Origin of the sequence: Ruminococcus sp. BSD2780120874_150323_B10, from assembly GCF_015553695.1 — a bacterium.
Classification (GTDB): domain Bacteria; phylum Bacillota; class Clostridia; order Oscillospirales; family Acutalibacteraceae; genus Ruminococcoides; species Ruminococcoides intestinale_A.
Window position 1 is genome coordinate 42,958 of record NZ_JADNHD010000003.1, and the last position, 24,174, is coordinate 67,131.

Annotated in this window: 18 protein-coding genes; 14 read left to right on the forward strand and 4 right to left on the reverse strand. The window is 45.6% G+C overall.

The features are described 5' to 3' along the window. Positions 1–11: 11 nt before the first annotated feature. From pth to I2E21_RS02815, 4 genes are all read right to left on the reverse strand, one after another. Positions 12–608, reverse strand: a complete 597-nt coding sequence (gene pth / locus I2E21_RS02800) for an aminoacyl-tRNA hydrolase (RefSeq protein ID WP_195410358.1) — start codon at positions 606–608, stop codon at positions 12–14. Between the two features lie 24 nt (positions 609–632). Further along, positions 633–1,919, reverse strand: a complete 1,287-nt coding sequence (locus I2E21_RS02805) for a hypothetical protein (protein WP_195410359.1) — start codon at positions 1,917–1,919, stop codon at positions 633–635. A 164-nt stretch (positions 1,920–2,083) separates the two neighbouring features. Next, positions 2,084–3,043 (reverse strand): ribose-phosphate pyrophosphokinase, encoded by a 960-nt coding sequence (locus tag I2E21_RS02810; RefSeq protein ID WP_195410360.1) that lies wholly within the window; start codon positions 3,041–3,043, stop codon positions 2,084–2,086. A 45-nt stretch (positions 3,044–3,088) separates the two neighbouring features. Further along, on the reverse strand, positions 3,089–3,841 hold the full coding sequence (locus tag I2E21_RS02815; protein WP_186936042.1) for a sugar phosphate nucleotidyltransferase: 753 nt from the start codon (positions 3,839–3,841) through the stop codon (positions 3,089–3,091). 316 nt (positions 3,842–4,157) lie between these two features. Between I2E21_RS02815 and ppdK the strand changes: the two genes are divergently transcribed. From ppdK to I2E21_RS02880, 14 genes are all read left to right on the forward strand, one after another. Further along, positions 4,158–6,785, forward strand: a complete 2,628-nt coding sequence (gene ppdK / locus I2E21_RS02820; RefSeq protein ID WP_195410361.1) for a pyruvate, phosphate dikinase — start codon at positions 4,158–4,160, stop codon at positions 6,783–6,785. A 251-nt stretch (positions 6,786–7,036) separates the two neighbouring features. Next, the gene (locus I2E21_RS02825; protein ID WP_025577639.1) at positions 7,037–7,216 is read left to right on the forward strand and encodes a hypothetical protein; all 180 of its coding nucleotides are present in this window, start codon (positions 7,037–7,039) and stop codon (positions 7,214–7,216) included. A gap of 125 nt (positions 7,217–7,341) precedes the next feature. Continuing rightward, positions 7,342–8,169, forward strand: coding sequence for an AAA family ATPase (locus I2E21_RS02830; protein WP_025577641.1), 828 nt, complete (start codon positions 7,342–7,344; stop codon positions 8,167–8,169). Further along, complete coding sequence (locus tag I2E21_RS02835; RefSeq protein ID WP_025577642.1) at positions 8,123–9,070, forward strand: ParB/RepB/Spo0J family partition protein; 948 nt, start codon at positions 8,123–8,125, stop codon at positions 9,068–9,070. Before I2E21_RS02830 ends, I2E21_RS02835 begins: the two co-directional genes overlap by 47 nt. A gap of 189 nt (positions 9,071–9,259) precedes the next feature. Then, positions 9,260–13,402, forward strand: coding sequence for a SpaA isopeptide-forming pilin-related protein (locus tag I2E21_RS02840; protein ID WP_195410362.1), 4,143 nt, complete (start codon positions 9,260–9,262; stop codon positions 13,400–13,402). A 145-nt stretch (positions 13,403–13,547) separates the two neighbouring features. Further along, positions 13,548–13,850, forward strand: coding sequence for a hypothetical protein (locus I2E21_RS02845; RefSeq protein WP_025577646.1), 303 nt, complete (start codon positions 13,548–13,550; stop codon positions 13,848–13,850). Next, the gene (locus tag I2E21_RS02850; RefSeq protein ID WP_330575006.1) at positions 13,837–14,133 is read left to right on the forward strand and encodes a hypothetical protein; all 297 of its coding nucleotides are present in this window, start codon (positions 13,837–13,839) and stop codon (positions 14,131–14,133) included. The genes I2E21_RS02845 and I2E21_RS02850 overlap by 14 nt, the downstream gene beginning before the upstream one ends. Continuing rightward, a complete protein-coding gene (locus tag I2E21_RS02855) occupies positions 14,123–14,269 on the forward strand; it encodes a hypothetical protein (RefSeq protein ID WP_226840188.1) in 147 nt (48 codons plus the stop codon). Before I2E21_RS02850 ends, I2E21_RS02855 begins: the two co-directional genes overlap by 11 nt. Beyond that, on the forward strand, positions 14,262–14,969 hold the full coding sequence (locus tag I2E21_RS02860) for a hypothetical protein (RefSeq protein ID WP_044996211.1): 708 nt from the start codon (positions 14,262–14,264) through the stop codon (positions 14,967–14,969). The genes I2E21_RS02855 and I2E21_RS02860 overlap by 8 nt, the downstream gene beginning before the upstream one ends. Positions 14,970–14,983: 14 nt before the next feature. Continuing rightward, complete coding sequence (locus tag I2E21_RS02865) at positions 14,984–15,190, forward strand: hypothetical protein (protein ID WP_025577652.1); 207 nt, start codon at positions 14,984–14,986, stop codon at positions 15,188–15,190. An 885-nt stretch (positions 15,191–16,075) separates the two neighbouring features. Continuing rightward, on the forward strand, positions 16,076–16,429 hold the full coding sequence (locus tag I2E21_RS12215) for a TnpV protein (RefSeq protein WP_081646569.1): 354 nt from the start codon (positions 16,076–16,078) through the stop codon (positions 16,427–16,429). 656 nt (positions 16,430–17,085) lie between these two features. Continuing rightward, complete coding sequence (locus tag I2E21_RS02870) at positions 17,086–23,001, forward strand: LPD25 domain-containing protein (RefSeq protein WP_242833534.1); 5,916 nt, start codon at positions 17,086–17,088, stop codon at positions 22,999–23,001. Between the two features lie 78 nt (positions 23,002–23,079). Further along, entirely contained in the window at positions 23,080–23,409 is a 330-nt protein-coding gene (locus I2E21_RS02875; protein ID WP_025577656.1) for a DUF6664 family protein, read from the forward strand. Between the two features lie 112 nt (positions 23,410–23,521). Next, the gene (locus I2E21_RS02880) at positions 23,522–24,109 is read left to right on the forward strand and encodes a proteasome subunit (protein WP_015560128.1); all 588 of its coding nucleotides are present in this window, start codon (positions 23,522–23,524) and stop codon (positions 24,107–24,109) included. The last annotated feature ends 65 nt before the right edge of the window (positions 24,110–24,174 follow it).

The window sequence follows — 24,174 nt, forward strand, 5'->3', positions numbered from 1 at the left end:
TTATAAAAATGTTAATTAAACAAATTCATTGCTCTGTCGATTTTTCCGTCTGCCATAAGTTCAACGGCTTTTGCGGCATTTTCAAATACCTGCGCAAGTTTCTTCTGTTCATCGTCGGAAAATCTTGAAAGCACCCAATCCGCTAAATCCCACTCCGGTGTAGGTTTTGCACCGATTCCTATTTTGATGCGTGGGAACATATCACTTCCGCTGAGGTAAATAATGCTTTTCATACCTCGCTGACCGCCGTCACTGCCCTTTGAACGGATACGCATTTTGCCTACATCGAGGGATATATCGTCAAATAATACTATCACATTTTCAGGCGAAATTTTGTAGAAATTCATCGCCTCTACCACTGCCTGACCGCTGTTGTTCATATATGTGGTAGGTTTCATAAGCATTGCTTTTCTGCCTGCTATATTACATTCGCCGACATAGCTTTTAAATTTTACTCTGTCAACCTTGCAGTCAAGGCTCTCGGCTATTGCTTCAATCGCAAGCCAACCTGCATTGTGACGGGTATTTTCATACTTTTTGTCGGGATTCCCGAGTCCTACTACTAAAAGCTCAACTCCGCCGCCAAAACTCTTTTTCTTACCAAACATAAATACCTTCCTTATATAAAATTATTATTCTCGCTTAAAATCAACAACAACCCAATCGTCATTGCCAAGGTGATACGGTGTGCCGCAATATGGGCAATTATGCTCTCTTGTGGCATCAAAGCTGCCGCCACAACTGCGACAGTTTACATTCTTTATAGAAAAACCTGCATTTGCTATTGCGTGTATATTTTTGCAAACGACAACCCTGAATTTTTCCTTTGAACTTTTGAGAGCACCGCCGTCAACCTTTGTTACTGTTGTATATACGGTAATATCTACATAGCAGTAGTTACCGTCTGTTTTCAGCGTATTATACCTTACCGTACCGTCATAGCTAATGTCCACAATGTCTTTAAAGGTGTTTTGCATAGGCTTGCCGTCATAAGCCGCAAGGTTGGTGTAGTCATCGCTGAATATCATAAGTTTCATAAGATTTATAACCTTACCTATGAAAAACTCATACGAAAAGTTAGGGTCAATCTGTCGCATAACCTTTGGCAGTTGAGTTTTTGCCCTTACATGAGGACCGAGCAAAAACAGGCTTTTTATTGCGCCAATCATCATCCATATGAGTATAAAAGCCGCCCACAAAATATAACCCGAAACAGCGCCATAAATCAATCCTACAATTACGCACTGCACAATCTGAAATACAAAGTCATCGCTGCCCTGCACTATGTTTCCGTTATTAATATTAGAAATCAAAGAATAGCTCATAACGGTGGCTATCATACCAAGAACGCATATAAGCATTGACGGCTTTAGTATTTTTCTGATTAGGTCTGCCTCGTCTTTAATGTGATAAAAGTTTGTAACCTTAGGAAATAAGTCGTCAATAATAAATCTTGTTCCGCAGCTTTTACAGCCTGTAAGTAAGTCCTGCACATCACTGATAGCCCCGCAGTTTGGGCACGCAACCGCACCGCCTGCATTTTGATTTAAAAGTCTTGTGATGGTAGCATAAAAGTTGCGTTTATTCTTTCTTTTCTTTTTCTTTTTATTATTTACAAAAAAGGTTTCTGTCACCTTATAGTCTTTACAGGCAACATCACTTTTGTAGTCGCCTCTGTCGGTGACGGTAAAGCACTTGAGCGCCTGCTTAAACGAGCTTTCTTTTGTATCAAACACAACTTCTTTTCTGACATTATTTTCATCAAGTCTTTTTTTCTGAAGTTCAAGAGTGTAGTTTACATCAAGAGAGCCCATATCGGGAGTTTTTCCCGTATTGTGCCATTGAGCGTATTCGTCAATAAATTTATCAACGATTTCTGTATTTTCGTTATTGTTAAATGTTAAATTAAAAAAACTCATTTTCTTATTATACCTCGTGCAGTCTGAATAACTGCTAATAAACTATGGTTTGTGTTTATATATAAATTTAGTTTGTTTGTCGTTACAACCCAAAACCTTTTTAACGGCGAAATGGCGGGTTATTTGAAACCCGCCTGTATAATCGCTATTTAATTTTTATTTCATTAACCAAATGCAGGTGTAAATGGCTTGTCATTGTAAATTCTTGCGATAGCCTCTGCAAATGTAGGAGCAGTAGGAAGAATTGTGAACTTGTCAATCATCTTCTCCTGTGGTACAGGGATTGTATCAAGAAGAACAACCTCTTTGATTGCGCTGTTCTTAATTCTCTCGATAGCAGGACCTGAAAGAACTGCGTGTGTAGCACAAGCATAAACTTCAGTAGCACCGCCCTTTTCAACTATAGCGTTTGCTGCGTTGCAAAGTGTGCCTGCTGTGTCAATCATATCGTCAACAAGGATAACCTTTTTGCCTCTTGCGTCACCGATGATGTTCATAACTTCGCAAACATTAGCCTTTGGTCTTCTCTTATCAATAATAGCAAGACCTGTGCCAATCTTAGACGCAAAGTTTCTTGAACGGGTAACCGAACCGAGGTCAGGAGAAACAACGATGTATTCATCAAAGTTTCCGCCGATTTTCTCTCTCATATAGTTAGCAAGGATAGGAGAACCATAGAGGTGGTCAACAGGGATATTAAAGAAGCCCTGAATCTGGTTTGCGTGAAGATCCATTGTAAGCACACGATCGGCACCTGCTGATGTGATGATGTCAGCACAAAGTTTTGCCGAAATCGGATCTCTTGCCTTAGCTTTTCTGTCCTGTCTTGCATAGCCGAAGTAAGGCATAACTGCTGTAATTCTTGCAGCGGAAGCACGCTTCATGGCGTCAATCATAATAAGCATTTCCATTAAATTGTCATTTACCGGAGTGCAAGTTGACTGAACGATAAAGCAATCGCTGCCTCTTACAGATTCCTGAAGAGAAACCGCTATTTCACCGTCAGAAAACTGAGTACATTCGCTCTTACCAAGCGGAACTCCAAGGCTGCCTGCAATTCCTTTGGCTACATTTACATTTGAGCTTCCGGTAAAGATTTTAATGTCTTTTCCGTGAAAATTCATTGTAATCGCTCCTTTTTACTCTATAGTTTGTATTCTACTATTATCTTAACAGGTATATCCCCTGTCTTTTGCAATATTGTTAAGCTCCTCAAGCTGTGCGGGATCATTTGCGCCGAGCACTGTGTCGCTGCACTCTGCGGTATAAGCGCCTACCTTACAGCCGTCCGAAAGCAAAAGTTTTAATGCGTCGGGCAAATAATATTCCTTTGCATTATTATCGGATGAAATTCTGCCGAGCACAGACAAAAGCTTTTCTGCGTCAAACCAGAAACCGCCCGAATTTACTTCCTTAATCTTAAGGATTTCTTCACTGCCGTCTTTCTGTTCTACGATTGACTTTACGTCGCCGTTTTCGTCACGGACAATTCTGCCATAGCCTGTAGGGTCGTCAACCATTGCGGAAATTACAGTTGCACTTGATTGAGTGTTTATGTGCTGTTCAAGTGACTTTTCAATGGTTTTGCTGTCCATAAAAGGTGCGTCGCCGTTTAAAATCACCACGCTGTCGCCTTTGTGACTTTCAAGAAAGTCTTTAGCCATCATTACTGCGTGGCCTGTACCGAGTCGCTCTGCCTGATAAACCGTTTCAACCTTAAAATCAAGTGTTGACACAAATTCGTCTATACATTCTTTTTTAAAGCCCTTTACAATGCAGATGTCATTAACGCCTGCCTTTTTAAGTGAAGAAATAACCCACTCAAGCATAGGCTTGCCAAGTACGAGCGAAAGTGTTTTCGGCTTGTCGCTTTTCATACGCTTGCCTTCGCCGCCCGCAAGAATAATCGCACAATTACTCATATGTAATCTCCTTGGTATTCTGTAATTTGTGTGTTTACTTTAATATGTACACACAACAAGACATATTAATATTATCGCATAAAAAATACAAATTTCAAGAGTATTTTACAAAAAAACAACATTAGGGGTAAATTTAAACGATTTATACAATATTGATGAAGTATAAAATTGAATTTTATAGGAAAAAATTTTAAAAAATCTATAGCTATTTTGAACAAACTTTGTTATAATTATGTGTAGGCTTATACAAGCGGGCGAATTTTGACACAATTTTCGCCACAGCCGTATAATTTATTATTTTAGGAGGATTACCAAAATGGCAAACAAATGGGTATACCTTTTCTCAGAAGGTAATGCTAACATGCGTGAGCTTCTCGGCGGTAAGGGTGCTAACCTTGCAGAAATGACAAGTTTAGGACTTCCTGTACCACAGGGCTTTACAATTACAACAGAGGCTTGTACTCAGTACTATGAGGACGGCAGAGAGATTAACGAAGAAATTCAGGGTCAGATCAACGAGTACATCGGCAAGATGGAAGAGATCACAGGCAAGAAGTTCGGTGACTTAGAGAATCCGCTCCTCGTTTCGGTTCGTTCAGGTGCCAGAGCATCAATGCCAGGTATGATGGATACAATCCTCAACCTCGGTCTTAACGAAGAAGTTGTTGAAGTTATTGCAAAGAAGTCTAACAACCCTCGTTGGGCTTGGGACTGCTACAGAAGATTTATTCAGATGTATTCTGATGTAGTTATGGAAGTTGGTAAGAAGTACTTTGAAGAGCTTATCGACGAAATGAAGGCTAAGAAGGGCGTTACACAGGACGTTGAGCTTGACGCTGACGATCTTAAGGAGCTCGCTTCACAGTTCAAGGCAGAGTACAAGGCTAAAATCGGCGTTGACTTCCCTGACGATCCTAAGGAGCAGCTTATGGGCGCTATCAAGGCTGTATTCCGTTCATGGGATAACCCAAGAGCTAACGTATATCGTCGTGATAACGATATTCCTTATTCATGGGGTACTGCAGTAAACGTACAGTCAATGGCATTCGGTAACATGGGTGACGATTGCGGTACAGGTGTTGCATTTACAAGAGATCCTGCTACAGGTGAAAAGAAGCTCATGGGTGAGTTCCTTACAAACGCACAGGGCGAAGACGTAGTTGCAGGTGTTCGTACACCAATGCCAATCGCTCAGATGGCTGAAACATTCCCTGAGGCATTTGCTCAGTTCCAGACTGTTTGCAAAACTCTTGAGGATCACTACAGAGATATGCAGGATATGGAGTTCACTGTTGAGAACAAGAAGCTCTATATGCTCCAGACAAGAAACGGTAAGAGAACAGCTCAGGCTGCTCTTAAGATTGCTTGTGACCTCGTTGACGAGGGCATGAGAACAGAGGCAGAGGCAGTTGCTATGATCGACCCTCGTAACCTCGACACACTTCTCCACCCACAGTTTGATGCTGCTGCTCTTAAGGCTGCTACACCAATCGGCAAGGGTCTTGGTGCTTCACCGGGTGCTGCTTGCGGTAAGGTTGTATTCACAGCTGAAGATGCTGAGGCTTGGAACGCAAAGGGCGAGAAGGTTGTTCTCGTTCGTCTTGAGACTTCACCTGAGGACATCACAGGTATGAAGGCTTCACAGGGTATCCTCACAGTTCGTGGCGGTATGACATCACACGCTGCTGTTGTTGCTCGTGGTATGGGTACTTGCTGCGTATCAGGTTGCGGCGACATCAACATGGACGAAGCTAACAAGAAGTTCACACTCGCAGGCAAAGAGTTCCACGAGGGTGACTACATTTCAATCGACGGTTCAACAGGTAACATCTATGACGGTGTTATTCCAACTGTTGACGCTACTATCGCAGGCGAGTTTGGCAGAATTATGAGCTGGGCTGACAAGTACAGAAAGCTTAAGGTTAGAACAAACGCTGATACACCTGCTGATGCTAAAAAGGCTCGTGAGCTCGGTGCCGAGGGTATCGGTCTTTGCCGTACAGAGCATATGTTCTTTGAAGAGGACAGAATCGCTGCATTCAGAGAGATGATCTGCTCTGATACAGTAGAAGAGAGAGAAGCTGCTCTTGATAAGATTCTTCCTTACCAGCAGGGCGACTTCGAGGCTCTTTATGAGGCTCTTGAGGGTAACCCGGTTACAATCAGATTCCTTGATCCGCCACTCCACGAGTTCGTTCCTACAGAGGAAGCTGACATTGAGAAGCTTGCTGCTGCTCAGGGCAAGAGCGTTGAAGCAATCAAGGCTATCATTGCTTCACTCCACGAGTTCAACCCAATGATGGGTCACCGTGGCTGCCGTCTTGCAGTAACATATCCTGAAATTGCTAAGATGCAGACAAAGGCTGTTATCCGTGCAGCTATCAATGTTAAGAAGGCTCATCCTGATTGGACAGTTAAGCCTGAAATTATGATTCCGCTCGTATGCGAGGTTAAGGAACTTAAGTATGTTAAGAAGATGGTTGTTGAAACAGCTGACGCTGAAATCGCAGCTGCAGGCATCGAGCTTGAGTACGAAGTTGGTACAATGATCGAGATCCCAAGAGCTGCTCTTACAGCTGACGAGATCGCTACAGAGGCTGACTTCTTCTGCTTCGGTACAAACGACCTTACACAGATGACATTCGGCTTCTCAAGAGATGACGCAGGTAAGTTCCTCAACGCTTACTACGATGCTAAGATCTTCGAGAACGATCCATTCGCTAAGCTCGACCAGACAGGTGTTGGCAAGCTTATGGAAACAGCTATTAAGCTCGGTAAGCCTGTAAACAACAAGCTCCACGTAGGTATCTGCGGTGAGCACGGCGGTGACCCATCATCAGTTGAGTTCTGTCATAAGATTGGTCTTGACTATGTATCATGTTCACCATTCCGTGTGCCGATCGCAAGACTTGCTGCTGCTCAGGCTGCTATTGCAAATAGGTAGGAGTTCTCTTTCCTTTGAATTGCCGCTTAGTTTCGAGCAGGCAGCAGCCTATCGAAAGGCTAACGGACAGTATGTAAGGAAAAATCAGTGGAGAGATACCACTGTAAGGGTATTCATAGACCTTGATTAACAGTTAAATAGATAAGCGTATCATTAGAAATAGTGGTACGCTTATTTTTTGTCCCTTTTTGCAGATTTGTCCTTTCCCCTACTTTCCAATATAATGAAGCTAAAGAAGTGGAGGTGTGCTTATGAGAGAGAAATTTAATCATCTGTATTTGGATAGCCACGAAAGAAAACTTTTGATACATAGCCTTGTAGAGTTAAAAAATCAGCTCATTCAGCAAGGCAGATATACGGATTGTGTTGACGAGCTTATTTTTAAGGTCATAAATGCACCGACCAAGAGAATGAAAATTGAATATGTCTAAGGCAAATTACAAAGCCGCTTATTCTTATTGATTTTAAGAGTAGGCGGCTTTTTTGCGTTCTCTGGTACTGTTTACATAGCCACCTTGACAAAGTGGCTAAATCTATGCGAAAGGAGGACGCATCTATGTCAAATTGCAAAGTGATTGCTCTGACTAACCAGAAAGGCGGTGTCGGAAAAACAACCACAGCGGTCAATCTGGGTGTAAGTCTGGTGCAGCAGGGTAAAAAAGTCCTGCTGATTGATGCCGATGCACAGGCAAATCTCACGATGGCTCTGGGTTATAACAGACCAGACGATATTCCCATAACGCTTTCTACTGTGATGCAGAACATCATAGACGATAAAACGCTTGATGTTTCACAGGGTATTATCCACCATAGCGAGGGCGTCGACCTGCTTCCGTCAAACATTGAGATGTCGGGCTTTGAAGTAAGGCTAATCAATGCAATGAGCCGTGAGCGTGTGCTGAAAACCTATGTCAATGAGGTTAAAAAGAATTACGACTATGTGCTTATTGATTGTATGCCGAGCTTAGGCATGATAACCATCAATGCTCTGGCGGCGGCTGACAGCGTGATTATCCCGACACAGCCCCACTATCTCTCGGCTAAAGGTCTGGAGCTTTTGCTTCGCTCCGTATCAATGGTCAAGCGGCAAATCAACCCAAAGCTGCGGATAGACGGTATCTTAATGACTATGGTAATGCCCCGTACCAACATTTCTAAGGAAATTACGGCAACGGTCAAAAGTGCATACGGTAAGAAAATCAAGGTATTTGATACCGAGATACCTCATTCTATCCGTGCGGTGGAAGCTACCGCAGAAGGCAAAAGTATTTTTGCTTACGACAAAAGCGGCAAGGTTGCCGCAGCCTATGAGCAGTTAGGAAAGGAGGTGGCAGAGATTGGCGAGAAGCAGAGAAACCAAAATCGAGCTGACCGCATACGATGACCTTTTTCAGACGGACGAAAGCCGTGAGGAAGCAAAGCTAAGCAAGATACGGGATATTCCCATATCGGAGATTGACGAGTTTCCAGACCACCCGTTCAAGGTTTTGATGGACGAAGATATGGAACAACTTGTTGAGAGTATCAAGCGAAACGGTGTAATGACCCCTGCGACAGTTCGCTTAAAAGAGGACGGACGGTATGAGCTTATCAGTGGTCACAGGCGAAAAAAGGCTTGTGAACTTGCAGGACTTGAAACGCTGAAATGCGAGGTCAAAGAGCTTACCCGTGATGAAGCCATTATTGTCATGGTGGAAAGTAATCTCCAACGCTCTGTTATTTTGCCGAGTGAGAAAGCGTTTGCGTATAAAATGCGGTTGGAAGCTATGAAACGACAGGCAGGCAGACCCCCAAAAGAAAATGCGTCGCCATTGGCGACTAATTTATCAAAAGGGCGTTCTGATGAGGAATTAGGAGAACTTGTTGGAGAAAGCAAAGACCAGATACGCCGCTATATCCGTCTAACGGAGCTTGTTCCCGAAATCCTGCAAATGGTAGATGAAAGGCAGATTGCTTTTCGTCCTGCGGTTGAAATTTCCTATCTGACCGAGGAACAGCAATACACCCTGCTTGAAGCAATGGAGTACAACGATGCTACCCCGTCATTGGCACAGGCTATCAAAATGAAGAAGTATAACCAAGACGGCAAGCTCACTTCCGAGGTTATCCAGTCCATTATGGAGGAAGAAAAGCCCAACCAGAAGGAAAAACCTGCTTTCCGTGACGAGAGGATAACCAAGCTCATTCCCAAGACTGTTCCCAGAGGGCAGGAAACGGATTTTGTTGTCAAGGCGTTAGAGTTTTATAACCGACACTTGCAGCGGAACAAGGCTCACGAGAGATAGCCACACATCGAGGGCGAGGTCTGCCCATTTGAGTGGATAGCCATTATTTCGGCTTCCCCCTCTCCACACCTCACCCCCTAACTACTGCCAGTAACTATCCGAGAAAAGAAATACTTTAGGCTGTCCATAACGGGCAGCTTTTTTCGGTCAGTAAGGCAAAATATTCAATCCAAATTACAGGAGGTAACTATGAAAATCCCTAAATTATTCAAAAAGGCTGCGGCTTTTGTAATGGCTGCGGTCACGGCATTATCCATAATGCCTGCGACGGCGTTTGCTGCGGGTGACATCGGGACGATTTTCTTTTCCCACACCTATGACAGCAACGGCAATGCGATGAGGTACAATTCCAGTGCGAATATCGGCGGCTATACCGCAGGCGGAACGGGAAATTATAAGTACCGTATGTTTGTGGACGGTGAGAATGCGTTTTGTATTCAGCCGGGAGTACCGCTGAAAACAGGAAACACCTTGAAAAAGGCTTCCTCTGATACTTGGAACGCCCTTTCAGCCAATCAGAAAAAGGCGGTTGGGCTTGCCCTGCTCTATGGGTATCAGGGCAACCGAAATAATCTGTCGGGAAGTGATGATGAAAAATGGCTTGCCACGCAGACCCTCGTATGGGAGTTTGTCACAGGCTGCCGTGAAGCCACAGGCTCATATAACCAGACAAGCACCACCGTTTACAGCCTGCACTTCGGTTCAAATTATGCCAACAGCGGAGCAAGGGCAGTGTATGACCAGATTGTTGCAATGCTGCGTGAGCATAACACCATTCCGAGCTTTATGTCGGGCGGTAAGAATGACATCACAAAGGAGCTTGCCTACAAGGACGGAAAGTACAGCATCACATTGACGGACAGCAACGGCGTCCTTTCCGATTACAGCTTTTCAAGCTCTGACAGCAATGTGAGTGTATCGAAGTCTGAAAATAAGCTGACAATCAGCTCCACCGTAGCTATCAGCGGTTCTGTCCGCATTACGGCAAAGAGGAACAATGTGCCGACTGTCAGCAGCAGTGCAAAGCTCATTGCCTATGGCGACCCGAACTTGCAGGATTTGGTAACAGGTGTGGAGAATGCTGATACCGTGTCTGCATATATCAATATCGAAACGCCGACAGGCACGATTGCCCTCAAAAAGACTTCTGAGGACGGAGTTGTGGAGGGCATCTCTTTTACAATCAAAGGTGATAACTTCAATAAAACAGTTAAGACAGGAAAGGACGGCTCTGTCTCCGTGGAGGGATTATTCCCTGGCACTTATACGGTCACAGAACAGTCTATTGACCGTTATGAGCCGCAGAAAACCCAGACCGTCACACTTATCGGAGGAAAAACCTCTACTGTGACCTTCAGCAATACTTTGAAGCGTGGCAGTCTGGAAATCGTCAAGACTTCCGAGGACAATCTGGTGGAGGGAATGAAATTCCACCTTTATGGCACATCTTTAAGCGGCTTGCCTGTTGACGAGTATGCCGTGACTGATAAAAACGGACTGGCTAAGTTTGAAAATGTCCTTATCAGTGGCGATACCCCGTATGTGGTTGAGGAAGTGGATACCGCAGTCCGCTATGTCGTTCCTGCTTCCCAGACAGCTCCGATTGAATGGAACAAGGTCACAAAACGCAGCTTCGACAATGTGTTGAAGAAATTCCAAGTGACTGTGACAAAGACCGATGCAGAAACAGGTTCTCCGCAGGGCGACGCTTCCCTTGCAGGTGCGGTTTACGGCATCTATAAAGGTGAGGAACTGATTGACACCTACACGACTGATGAAAACGGTCAGTTTACGACCAAGTATTATATCTGTGATAATGATTGGACTGTCCGTGAAATCAGCCCGTCCGAGGGGTATCTTCTGGATACCGCAATCCACAAGGTAGGTGCAGAACCAGAGCTATACACGGTAGAGCTGAACAGTACCGCAAACGATGTGAATGAACAGGTCATCAAAGGCAATATCGCACTCATCAAGCATACGGATAACGGGGAAACCCAGATTGAAACACCCGAAGAAGGTGCGGTATTTGAAGTGTTCCTCAAATCCGCAGGCAGCTATGAAAATGCAAAGGAAACCGAGCGTGATGTGCTGACCTGTGACGAGAACGGTTTTGCCCAGACAAAGGATATGCCGTATGGCATTTATACCGTCCGCCAGACCTTTGGTTGGGAGGGGCGTGAACTGATGAAAGACTTTGATGTGTTTATCAGCAAGGACGGTCAGACCTACCGCTACCTTATCAACAACGCTAACTTTGAGAGCTATATCAAAATCGTAAAGAAAGATGCAGAAACAGGCAATACAATCCCGTATGCAGGTGCAGGCTTCCAGATTTACGACCCGAATGGAAATCTTGTGACTATGACTTTCACTTATCCCGAAGTGACGACCATTGACACCTTCTATACTACGGCAGACGGCGACCTAATCACACCGCAGACATTGGAATACGGCAAAGGCTATTCCCTTGTGGAAGTACAAGCCCCGTATGGGTATGTCTTAAATTCCGAGCCTGTTTATTTTGATGTGGTGCAGGAAAATTCCGAGGAAGAAAGCGGCATTACCGTTATTGAGGTAGTACGCTCCAATATGGCACAGAAAGGTACAATTACAGTAGAAAAGTCTGGCGAGGTATTCAGCTCCGTGGCAGGCGATAAGGGATTGTATCAGCCGATTTTCTCTGTCAGCGGTCTTGAGGGTGCAGTCTATGAGATTACCGCAGCCGAGGATATTGTCACTCTGGACGGGACGGTCAGAGCAAACAAGGGCGAGGTTGTGGATACCGTTACGACAGGAAAAGACGGTACAGTAAAATCCAAAGAACTGTATCTCGGAAAATATGAGGTTAAGGAAATCACAGCTCCGTATGGAATGGTGCTGAACGAGAAAGTCCATTCTGTTGAGCTTGTGTATGCAGGACAGAATGTTGATGTAACGGAAACGGCTACTTCTTTCTATAATGAAAGACAGCGTGTTGAAATCGACCTCATCAAGAGCCTTGCCATTGATGAAGCCTACGGCATTGGCAAGAACGGGGAAATCTTTGATGTGACCTTTGGCTTGTATGCGGCGGAGGAACTCACAGCCGCAGATGGAAAGACCATTCCTGCGGACGGTCTGATTGAGGTCATTTCCCTTGATGAAAGCGGTCACGGGAAAGCAATCAGCGACCTGCCGATGGGCAGCTATTATGTGCAGGAAATCTCGACCAACTCCGCATATATTGTCAGCGATGCAAAATACCCTGTTACTTTTGAATACGCAGGACAGGATACCGAAACTGTCCGCATTACAGCCAACGAGGGCGAAGCTATCACAAATGACATTATTTACGGCTCTGTAAGCGGTAAGAAATCTGATGAGGACGGAAAAACTCTGGGCGGTGCAGTTATCGGTATCTTCAAGACAGGAACTACCGAGTTTACAAAGGAAAATGCGATTGCCGCTACCACATCAAAAGATGATGGTAGTTTTTCTTTTGCCAAAGTGCCGTATGGAACTTGGATAATCCGTGAAATCGAAAGCCCGAAGGGATATGTACTCTCCGAGGAAGAAATCGCCGTGACTATTGGCAAGGTGGACGAAGTTGTGGAAATCGAACTTGTCAACTACTTCATTAAGGGCAATATCGCTTTGACAAAGGTTGATGAGGATTATCCCGACAACAAGCTGTCTGGTGCGGTATTTGAGGTTTACTCCGATACCAATGGCGATGGGAAACTGGATAAAGACGATACGCTGCTTGGCGAAATGAAGGAACTTGACGGCGGCGTTTACCAGATGAGTGAACTCCGCTACGGCAAATATCTGGTAAAGGAAACCAAAGCTCCGACAGGCTTTGTGCTTGATGAAGATGTTTATGCCGTATCCATCGAGGAGAACGGAAAGACCTACACAGTGGAAAACAAGGCGGGTGTTGGCTTTATCAATGCAGCACAGAAAGGCTCTCTTAAAATCGTAAAGACTTCCTCTGACGGCAAGGTGGAGGGCTTCTCTTTCCGTGTGACAGGCGTGGACTATGACCAGACCTTTAAGACAGATAAGAACGGGGAAATCGTGATTGAGGGCTTGCGGATTGGCGACTATACCGTATCCGAAGTAAGCGACAAGGCTTCCGCAGGATATATCCTTCCTGCCGATAAACAGGCAACGGTAAAGGTGAACGCTACGGCTATCGTGCAGATGCACAATGAGTTCAGGGATACCCCGAAAACAGGCGATGACTTCAATCTGGGCTTATGGGTAAGCCTTGCGGCGTTGTCTGTTGTCGGTGCGGGCGTTCTCGGATTTGTCGGTTATAAGAACAGAAAGAAGAAAAAGGAGGACTAATTGATGGACGCTAAAACCATTATCGCAATCGTGCTTGTCGTGTTCATTGTGGGTGCGGCGGTATGGCTGAATATCCGTAACAGAAAGAATAAGTAAGTTGTTTGGGCGGCTGAAAGATGCCGCCCTTTCCTTTATGGAGGTAAAGATGAGAAACCTAAAAACCATTGAAAAGAAAGTCAGGGCTGTTCTGGAAAAGAATGAAGATGCCAGAAATGACGATATGGTACTGTATCTTGCACTTTGTAATGCTTGTTTGAAGGATGCAGGAGCAATGCCGCTTGCGGAGATAATGACGCAGCACAAATATCTCGGTCTGCCGAGCTTTGAGAGCGTCAGCAGGACACGCCGCAAGCTGCAGGCACGGTATCCAGAGCTTGTAGGGAGCCGCCCTGTTCAAAAAATGAGAGCCACGGGCGAGAAAGCCTATCGGCGTTATGCCAAAGAATAGAGAGGTGCTTATGGACGAAGAAAAACGCTCCAATCAGAACTATGAAATCATTGAGAGCTGTACTATCGGGAGTACAGAGCTTGTCATCGGTCACAATCCCAACTCACCCAACCCTTATGTGTGTTGGTACTGCAAGGGAGGCTCAAATTATTTCTGGGGTTATTACACGAATGAGCTTGATGATGCACGGCAAAAGCTGAATGAACGATACCAGTCAGAGTGCCGTATGCCCTATAATCAGCCTGCCCAGAAGCAGAAAAACGGTGATGACCGTGAGCGATAAAATAAAATATGACTGCACGACCTGTCCTTATCCCCGATATAAGGATGGGTCAGTTATTTTCTGCGATGTCTGTATTCGCAAGATTTTAGACGAGCAGAAAGAGAAAAAGGAAAGAAAGGAGCAGCCGAATGAGTAATGAAATAAAGACAAGACCTTTAACCCCGACAGAACAGAAATACACCTATGCCCAAAGTATGCAGCTTGAGGGGCAGACAGGCACTATCGGGCATCTGCGTGGTGACTTTGCCACGACGGGCTATGGCTTTTACACCACTTGGTTTGATACCAGACCACAATGGAAATCTGACGAATTTAAGGCAGACCTTGATACGGTCATCAATGCTTTACGGGAGGATAAAGGGCTTTTGCATAACCGCTATGATATGAGTGCGTTTGCAAGGCATTTTCCCGAAAGTGCTATCAAGGGTAACTATTGTACGGAGTACGGTTTCCGTGTGGATACGGAGAAACACGCTTTTCTGCTTCGGTGCAATCCCACCAAAGGCGACTATAATTTTTACTGCTATTGCTATGTGAAGGAATGGCTTAATAAGCATATCCAGAAAGCAGAACAAGGTATCCGATTTATTGACCCTCAATATAAAGAACTGTTCCGTATCCCCGACGGCGGAAAGGTCATTGTCACGACTTCTTGGGAAGAGAAACGGGAGTATCCCTGCCGCTTCATTGATGAATACCATACCGAAGTCGGCAGCAATCTGTACCACATCTGCGAGTTTGCCGAGCGTATGCAGAAAAACGGGGCGACCTATGAGCCGAAACCTGCGGAACAAACGCCGCAGAAAACACCGAAGCACAAGGATTTAGAACGATAAGGAGGATTTAGAATATGGCTGTTAATCAGAAAGCCGTCAAGGTCTTGAATAAGGTCTTGGAAGCAGGCTTTACCGATGAAAAAGCGATTGCCGCTATGACTATGGACGATATTCTTTCTATGCAGGGCATCACGGTTGGGGATATTACTCTCATCAATGACCTGCAAAAGAGCATTAAATCGAACAAGGTCATTTCTTTTCTTGGCGGTGGTGCTGAGTGAGTAAACAGAAATATTTGAAACAGAAACGATAAGGAGGTGTAGGTTGAATGGCTGCGAAGTATCAGCTAATCACAGAGCTGTATCGGCGTACAGGCATTGCGGTTGCAAAAAATCCGCAGGCGTGGCAGGGCTTTCTGTCCTCTGCCTGCCGCAACTATAAATGCCGTTTTGACGAACAGCTTTTAATATACGCCCAACGCCCCGATGCTGTCGCTGTTGCGAAGCTCGAAACTTGGAACAGGCAGTTCAAGCGTTGGGTCAATAAGGACAGCAAGGGTATTGCCGTATTTGACCCGAAAGGTCGCAGGAATACGCTGAAATACTATTTTGATGTGTCCGACACCCACGAGGGCTATTATGGCAGCCGCCCTGTTCCGATATGGCAGATGGATGAGCGATACGAGCAGGCTGTTATGGAAAGGCTCTCGGACAGGTTTGGAGATGTGGAAAGCACTGACCTTGCTTCTGACTTAATGGAAACGGCAAAGAACGCCGTGGAGGACAATCTGCAAGACTATTTTTCTCAGTTAAAGGACTGCACGAAAGACAGCTTTTTGGAAGAACTGGACGACTTTAATATAGAAGTCATTTACAGGCGGCTGGCAACAAACAGCGTTGCTTTTATGCTGATCAGCCGCTGCGGTCTGGATACGAATGAGTTTTTTGACCGAGAGGATTTTGCGGATATTGTAAATTTCAATACCCCTGCAACGATAAACGCCATCGGCGTTGCCACGAGCGATATTGCGGAAATGGCGTTACGGGAAATCTCACAGTCTATCCGAAATGTGCAAATAGCGGAAAAAGACCAGAATCGCACCTTTGCACAAAAAACGCAGGCTCAGTATGATAAAGGCAGACAACAACCCGAAAGGAGCGAATACAATGAGCGAAATCACTTACAGCAGACAGGGGGATTATCTTATTCCCGACCTAACATTACCGACAGAGCCAGAGCTTCCGCTTGGCAGGTACGCTTTGATGCACAGGGATTATCTGGAGAAGCACAAGCGAGTGACCTATCTCAATCTGCTGACATCGGGCAGGCTGAACGGGCATCTGCACGAGGTAGAGCAGACAGCACTCCAGAGGTTGGAGCTTCTGACGAAGCAGCTCTCAGCCGAGCAGGGCGTGACAGAGGAACTGAAAGAGAAAGCACCGATGCAGTGGGTCGGACTGATGAACAACATCCGCAGCCAAGCGGAGGAAGTGATACTGACCGAACTGATTTACAAGTAAGCGTTGCCAAAGAGGATGAGGTTAGGGTCAATCTTCCAACCGTAGATGAACAAATCGAAATGATAGCAAAAGCAGAGGACGAAAAAGCCTCTGCTTTTGCTATTTCCAAAGAAGATATTGACTCCGTACTTCAGAAAGGCAGCGGTGTTGCGGACGGAAAATACCGCATCTACCGCCAATTCCAAAAGGGCGTGGACAGACAGAAAAATATTGAGTTCCTTAAAAATGAGTATGGAACGGGCGGCGGTACGCACATCTTCCCCGATGGTTTCAGCGGTCATTCTTGGTATGACAGCAAAGGTCTTGCCATTGACCGAAACGGCACTTATACCAATCACGACCTTGTGTTAAAATGGTCACAGGTTGAAAAGCGTCTGCGTGAGCTGATTAAGGATAACCGCTATCTCAATCCGAAAGAAAAAGACCATTATGCCGATTATCTGGAGAGCGTGTCAGCCCCTCAATATGAGATTGACACCCAGAGGAAAATAGCAAGGCAGCGTTTTATCGACGCCCATCGTGACCTGCCGCCTGCCGACAAACGGGATACCCTTGCTTTGCGGCTATCTGACTTTATCCGTGACTTGGACAGGTACGAAAAAGACCTGTTATCTGTTGTGGAACGAAGCGACCTTGCAGATGTTACCGCCGAGCAAATGGAACAGCACTTATCCGACCCCTCAACCGTTCAACAGCTCATAGACTTTCTTGCACAGGTACAATGGAAAACGACCTCGGTTTTCAGCCGCAGTAATGGGTGGAAGTTTACCGAGGAATTAAGGGAGCTGCACCCACTTTGCTACCTCTACAATGAGGGCGATGTGGTGTATATCGGTGCGGATAAATATGAGATTGCAACACTTACCGAGGAAAAGGTCTATCTGCAAAATGCCGAGTTCCCTATCTTGGGGCAGGAATACAGCCGAGCCGACTTTGAAGAAAAGCTAACGGAAAATCCTGCAAATGACCATCTGAAAGTGGTCGTAACCGAGAAACAGAGGACAGAAGCACCGTCCGAGAAAAAGCAGGACGGAATACAGTTTTCTATCGGTTTTTCCGAACACCCTGCCTTTTATGACAGACAGCTTAATGACCGCTATACGGATTTGAGCTTTGCTCTGGGGAATAAGCTGCTTGGTATTTTGGACGAGAAACAGCACCGTGAGCGTGAGGGCGATAAAAATATCGGGTGGTATCACAAGACAGATTTTGTTATCAAGGCTGTTATCGGCGGCGAGGAATTTAACTATGAAGGGCGGTTTGATATTGGCGATGGTGAGGGCGATTTAATTGCCCATATTAAGAATTTTTACGATTATGCCTTATCGCCAAAGGGCGAACAGCTATATGGAGATGACCGAGAAAGCCTGCTCCGTGGCAGAGATGAGTTTATCCCATTCTTGGAACAGCACACCGAGCTGAAACCAGAGGACGAAAAACTGCTTGATGAGATTATGGCTACCGAAAGTGATTGGTACAGGACAGCCGAGGAAGCCGAAGAAAAACCACAGGCGAATGCCGATAAAGTGAATGGCTCAGAAGCTCCTGTCATTGAAATGGAGCAATCCACAGATGACCTCATAGGCAGGGAAATCATCATAGATAACCGTAAATATCTCATTGAGAGCATCGGGAAAATCAGCGGTGATGTGTCCCTGCGTGACATCACATTCCAGAACAATGTGGGCTTTCCGATAAACCGAGTGGAGAAAATCGGCTATATCCAAAAGCTATTGGAACAGGAAAAAACCGAATTACCACCCGAAGAAAAAACGGAAACTCTTGCCACAGACCGTCATAATTTCCGTATTACCGATGATGCCATCGGTATCGGCGGAGCAAAAGAAAAATTCCGTAACAATATGGCGGCAATCAACCTGCTGCACGAGCTTGAAATTGAAAACCGCCTTGCCACACCCGAAGAACAGGAAGTCCTGTCTCGGTATGTCGGTTGGGGCGGTCTTTCTATGGCATTTGATGAACACAATGCGGCGTGGGCGGAGGAGTTTAAGGAGCTATATGCCAGCCTTTCCCCAGAGGAATACCGTGCCGCTATGGAGTCAACGCTGACCGCTTTTTATACGCCGCCTGTTGTTATCAAGGCGATGTATGACGTACTTGACCGCCTGGGCTTTTCACAGGGCAATATCTTGGAGCCGTCCTGCGGCACAGGCAATTTCTTTGGTCTGCTTCCCGAAAGTATGCAAAACAGCAAGCTCCACGGCGTGGAAATCGACTCTCTCACAGGCAGGATTGCAAAGCAGCTCTACCAAAAAGCGAACATTGCCATTGAGGGCTTTGAGAAAACAAATCTCCCAGACGACCATTTTGATGTAGTCCTCGGTAATGTGCCTTTTGGGGAGATAAGGGTCAATGACAGCCGATACAACGCCCAGAAATTTCTCATACACGACTACTTTTTCGCAAAGGCTCTGGATAAAGTCCGTGCCGGCGGCGTTGTGATGTTCATTACCTCAAAGGGTACGATGGATAAAGCAAGTCCAGAGGTACGCAAGTATATTGCCCAGAGAGCCGAGCTTTTAGGTGCTATCCGTCTGCCAGACAACACCTTTAAGGCAAACGCAGGCACGGAGGTCACGAGCGATATTCTTATCCTGCAAAAGCGTGACCGAGTGATGGATATAGAGCCAGACTGGGTACACCTTGATACGGACGAAAACGGTGTTACGATGAACAGATATTTTGTCGAACACCCCGAAATGGTGTTGGGCGAGATAAAGATGGAAAACACACGCTTTGGTACTTTCGAGCCTGTCTGTAAAGCCCGTAAGGATATACCACTTTCCGAGCTTCTGTCCAATGCAGTTCAGAGGATAAACGGCGAAATCCCAGAGCTTGATAATAGGGTTGATGAAATCTCCGATGAGCAGGAGCTTTCCGTTCCTGCTGACCCGAATGTGCGTAACTTCTCTTTTACTCTGGTGGACGGCAGGGTTTACTTCCGAGAGAATGACCGTATGCAACCTGCTTCTGTGTCGATGACCGCAGAAAACCGTATTAAGGGACTTATCCAAATTCGTGACTGTGTGCGTAAGCTCATAGAGTATCAGACCGATGATTACCCAGAGGAAATGATACGCACCGAGCAGGAAAACCTCAACCGTCTGTATGATGTTTATACCGCAAAATACGGTCTAATCAACAGCCGAGGAAACTATCTTGCTTTTGCTTCAGATGAGAGCTACTTCCTTCTATGTTCTCTGGAGGTGCTTGATGATGAGGGCAACTTCAAACGGAAGGCAGATATGTTCACAAAGCGGACTATCAAACCCCACCGAGAAGTAACTTCGGTTGAAACTGCAAGCGAAGCCCTCGCCCTCTCTATCGGGGAGAAAGCCCGTGTTGATTTGCCTTATATGGAGCAGCTCACAGGCAAAACGCAGGCTGAGCTTGTGCAGGATTTACAAGGTGTTATCTTCAAAGTACCGAACTGTGAGCATGTTTCCTATGTAGCCGCAGACGAGTATCTGTCAGGAAATGTCCGAAACAAGCTGACGGTTGCGGATCTTGCTGCGAAGAATGACCCAGAGCTTGCAGTTAATGTGGAAGCCTTGGAAAAGGTCATTCCCAAAGACCTCTCGGCGGCGGAAATCTCTGTCCGTCTGGGTGCAACTTGGATACCGCAGGAAGATATACAGCGGTTTGTGATGGAGCTTTTAACTCCGTCAAGTTATGCCGCAGGCAGATTAAAGGTACGATACACCCCGATAAACGGAGACTGGTTCATAGAGAATAAAAGCTCCGATATGGGGAATGTAAAGGCGGACAGCACCTATGGTACGAAAAGAGCTTCCGCCTATCGTATTATTGAGGACACCTTAAACCTGCGTGACACCCGTATCTTTGATTATGTGTATGACGAACACGGCAATAAAAAAGCGGTGTTCAATGCAAAGGAAACCACGGCGGCACAGGCGAAGCAGGAAGTCATCAAGCAGGCGTTTCAGGATTGGATATGGAAAGACCCAGAACGGCGAAACCGCCTTGTCCGTTATTACAACGACACTTTTAACTCTGTGCGACCCCGTGAATATGACGGAAGCCATATCACTTTCGGAGGTATCAGTCCAGAAATCACACTAAGACCACATCAAGTCAACGCCATCGCCCATATCCTTTATGGCGGCAATACGCTTCTTGCCCATAAGGTGGGAGCAGGAAAAACCTTTGAAATGGTAGCCGCCGCACAGGAAAACAAACGGCTCGGCTTATGCCAGAAATCCATGTTTGTTGTGCCAAATCATCTTGTCGGTCAGTGGGCTTCCGAGTATCTGCGGCTCTATCCGAGTGCAAATATACTTGTGACAACAAAGCGGGATTTTGAAACGGGAAACCGCAAGAAGTTCTGCGGCAGGATTGCCACAGGCGACTATGACGCAGTCATTATCGGGCATTCGCAGTTTGAAAAAATCCCGATGAGCATAGGACGCCAGAGGGAGCAGTTGGAAAAGCAGCTTGATGATATTGAGCATGGCATTGACGATGTGCAGGCTTCCAAAGGCGAGCAGTTCACGGTCAAACAGCTAATGAAAACCCGAAAGGCAATCAAGACGAAGCTCGAAAAACTCAACGACACCAAGCGTAAGGATACGGTTATCGACTTTGAACAGCTCGGCGTTGACAGGCTTTTCATTGATGAGAGCCATTTTTATAAGAATTTGTACCTCTACACCAAGATGCGGAATGTAGGCGGTATCGCCCAGACCGAAGCCCAGAAATCAAGCGACCTCTTTATGAAATGCCGCTATCTGGACGAAATCACGGGCAACCGTGGCACGGTTTTCGCAACGGGTACGCCTGTTAGCAATTCAATGGTTGAGCTGTACTCCGTTCAGAGGTACTTGCAGTATGACACTCTTGCACAGAACGGTTTGCAGCATTTTGACAGTTGGGCTTCTACCTTTGGAGAAACGGTTACAGCTCTGGAATTAGCACCCGAAGGCACGAATTACCGAGCCAAGACAAGGTTTGCCAAGTTCTATAACCTGCCAGAGCTGATGCAGATGTTCCGTGAGGTGGCGGATATACAGACCGCCGATATGCTAAAGCTCCCTGTGCCAACGGTCAATTACCACAATATTAAGACTAAGCCGAGTGAGATACAGACCGAAATGGTAGCTTCCCTTGCGAAGCGGGCTGAGAAAGTCAGGGCAAGGCTTGTCGAGCCGAACATTGACAATATGCTCAAGATAACCAATGATGGAAGAAAACTGGCTCTTGACCAGAGAATGATTGACCCGATGCTGCCAGATGACCCAGAAAGTAAAGTCAATGCCTGCGTGGATAATGTGTACCGTATCTGGGAGGAACACGCCGATACCAAAGCGACACAGCTTGTGTTCTGCGACCTGTCCACCCCGAAAAATGACGGTACTTTCAATGTCTATGACGATATGAGGGAGAAGCTGATAGCCCGTGGTATCCCTGCGGAGCAGATACGCTTTATCCACGAAGCGACCACCGATGCACAGAAAAAAGAGTTGTTCGGCAAGGTAAGAAGCGGCGAAGTCCGTGTGCTGTTCGGCTCTACTCCTAAGATGGGAGCAGGTACGAATGTGCAGGACAGGCTCATAGCAATCCATAACCTTGATTGTCCGTGGCGTCCTTCCGACCTTGAACAAAGGCAGGGGCGTATTGAACGGCAGGGCAATATGTTTCCAGAGGTGGAGGTTTACCGATATGTGACCGAGCAGACTTTTGATGCTTATCTCTATCAGTTGGTGGAGAGCAAGCAGAAATTTATCAGCCAGATAATGACGAGCAAAAGCCCTGTACGCTCTGCCGAAGATGTGGACGAGGTTGCCCTGTCCTTTGCGGAGGTTAAAATGCTTGCCACAGGTGATGCCCGTTTTAAGGAAAAGATGGATTTGGATATACAGGTTTCCAAGCTCCGAGTGTTAAAGCAGAGTTATCTTTCCGAGCATTACGACCTTGAGGACAGAGTGCTGAAATACTATCCCCAGACCATTAAAGAGTATGAGGAACGCATTGCAGGCTATGAAAACGATGCGGCTCTTGTCGAGCAGCACAAGCCGCAGGGCGAGGATAAGTTCTGCCCGATGACCCTAAAAGGTATGACCTACACCGAAAAGGCAGACGCAGGCGAGATGCTCCTTGCAATCTGCAAGGATTATCCGATGTCCGCAGCTACCGAAATCGGCAGCTATCGAGGTTTCCGAATAGAGATTTATTATGATACCGTCAACGCCCATTATTGTATGAACCTTTGTGGAAAGGCAAAGCATAAGGTAGATTTAGGTGCTGATGCCCTCGGAAATCTGACCCGAATTGAAAACGAGCTGTCAAAGCTCCCCGCCAGACTGGAAGCTGCCAAGACCAAAAAGGCGGAAACTATCGCACAGCTTGAAACCGCAAAGGAGGAAATCAAGAAGCCCTTTGCCTTTGAAGATGAGCTGAAAGAAAAAACAGAACGGCTGAACGCTCTTAACATTGAGCTGAATCTGAATGAAAAAGATACTTCCGTTATGGATACCGAGCCAGAGCAGGCAGAAGAACAGCCCGAAAGAAAATGTGCAAGTCGGGAGAGATAATGCGGTTTGCATATTTGTATTGCTGATTTCTGGGAAGTATAATAGGTGTAGATTTATAGAATATCGGAGGTGAAAGGTGTGCTTGATAATTTCAGATTTGAAACCTTTGTTGATGTGCATAGCAACATCTTTGCTGAATATCTAAGCTCCGTTATCGCAAAGCTGCCCAAAGAAAATCCAGAATACCGTTCCACAGAGGAAAGGATAGAGGAACTCTACAAGGAGTATCCCAAAGTGATGGCAGTTTTGGATACGGAAAAGCCGAGTGATTTATCCGAGCAGGAGTGTAAGGCTTTGATAGAAGTTTTGGAGCTTCGGAACAGGCTCAGCGATATGCAGCAGGAAGCAATCTATTTCAGAGGGTGCTATGACAGCGTTGGGTATCTCAAAAAGGCAGGAATTTTATAACCGAGAACGGCGGCATTGGCGTGGAGCTGATGCCGCTTTTACATAGCCGCAGAGGTGGAAAAATTCATAAAAATGTGGTATGATTTTTAAATCAGTAAGGAGGTGACAGTTTGTGAGTGTTATCTTTGGAATAAAAGAAAATAACCGTATAATTATTGCAGGCGATAAGCGAGGGTCAAGTATTGACGGGAAAACTTTGTCAGATGATTTAGACAAAGTCCTTATGATAAATGACCATTTAGCTTTTTCAAGTGCAGGTAACGCAGCTATTGAAAAGGCTATTTCAATAGATTTGAACAAGGCGACAAATAAAGATTGCCTAACTACCGATGATTTACTTGATATTATAAAAGCATTTTATAAGCGAGTAGCCGATACAAATTGTGATGCTATATTAGCCTTGCCGTTCTATTTTCTCATAGCAGGTAAAGGGCGTGACGGTAATGCAAGCCTAATATCGGGAGGTAATATCAAGGGCCGTTTAGATGCAAAAGATGTTCCAATGGCTCTTTTTCCACCTGCCGATGCAAAAATGCAGGAGTGCTGCGATTGCTTTGCAAAAAATTATAAGTTGCATAATTCAGAGTTTGTAGAAAAAACAATTAAGGAAATTGCGAATATTAGTAATTTGGTAAGCCCTACGGGTAACAAATGGATTTATAATATCGCAACAGAAAAAGGGATGCTTTTTTCATTCTAAAAGAACTATATTTTACATAGCCGAGAGGTTTTCATTTAACGAAATCCCCTCGGCTTTTTCTATTT

What these genes read in the sequence shown, in the direction of transcription:
- I2E21_RS02815 (WP_186936042.1), bottom strand. Translation starts at nt 3,841, where the DNA reads ATGAGTAATTGTGCGATTATTCTTGCGGGCGGCGAAGGCAAGCGTATG.
- I2E21_RS02805 (WP_195410359.1), bottom strand. Translation starts at nt 1,919, where the DNA reads ATGAGTTTTTTTAATTTAACATTTAACAATAACGAAAATACAGAAATC.
- I2E21_RS02860 (WP_044996211.1), top strand. Translation starts at nt 14,262, where the DNA reads ATGAGTAATGAAATAAAGACAAGACCTTTAACCCCGACAGAACAGAAA.
- ppdK (WP_195410361.1), top strand. Translation starts at nt 4,158, where the DNA reads ATGGCAAACAAATGGGTATACCTTTTCTCAGAAGGTAATGCTAACATG.
- pth (WP_195410358.1), bottom strand. Translation starts at nt 608, where the DNA reads ATGTTTGGTAAGAAAAAGAGTTTTGGCGGCGGAGTTGAGCTTTTAGTA.
- I2E21_RS02865 (WP_025577652.1), top strand. Translation starts at nt 14,984, where the DNA reads ATGGCTGTTAATCAGAAAGCCGTCAAGGTCTTGAATAAGGTCTTGGAA.
- I2E21_RS02870 (WP_242833534.1), top strand. Translation starts at nt 17,086, where the DNA reads ATGGAACAGCACTTATCCGACCCCTCAACCGTTCAACAGCTCATAGAC.
- I2E21_RS02850 (WP_330575006.1), top strand. Translation starts at nt 13,837, where the DNA reads ATGCCAAAGAATAGAGAGGTGCTTATGGACGAAGAAAAACGCTCCAAT.
- I2E21_RS02825 (WP_025577639.1), top strand. Translation starts at nt 7,037, where the DNA reads ATGAGAGAGAAATTTAATCATCTGTATTTGGATAGCCACGAAAGAAAA.
- I2E21_RS02810 (WP_195410360.1), bottom strand. Translation starts at nt 3,043, where the DNA reads ATGAATTTTCACGGAAAAGACATTAAAATCTTTACCGGAAGCTCAAAT.
- I2E21_RS02830 (WP_025577641.1), top strand. Translation starts at nt 7,342, where the DNA reads ATGTCAAATTGCAAAGTGATTGCTCTGACTAACCAGAAAGGCGGTGTC.
- I2E21_RS02840 (WP_195410362.1), top strand. Translation starts at nt 9,260, where the DNA reads ATGAAAATCCCTAAATTATTCAAAAAGGCTGCGGCTTTTGTAATGGCT.
- I2E21_RS02845 (WP_025577646.1), top strand. Translation starts at nt 13,548, where the DNA reads ATGAGAAACCTAAAAACCATTGAAAAGAAAGTCAGGGCTGTTCTGGAA.
- I2E21_RS12215 (WP_081646569.1), top strand. Translation starts at nt 16,076, where the DNA reads ATGAGCGAAATCACTTACAGCAGACAGGGGGATTATCTTATTCCCGAC.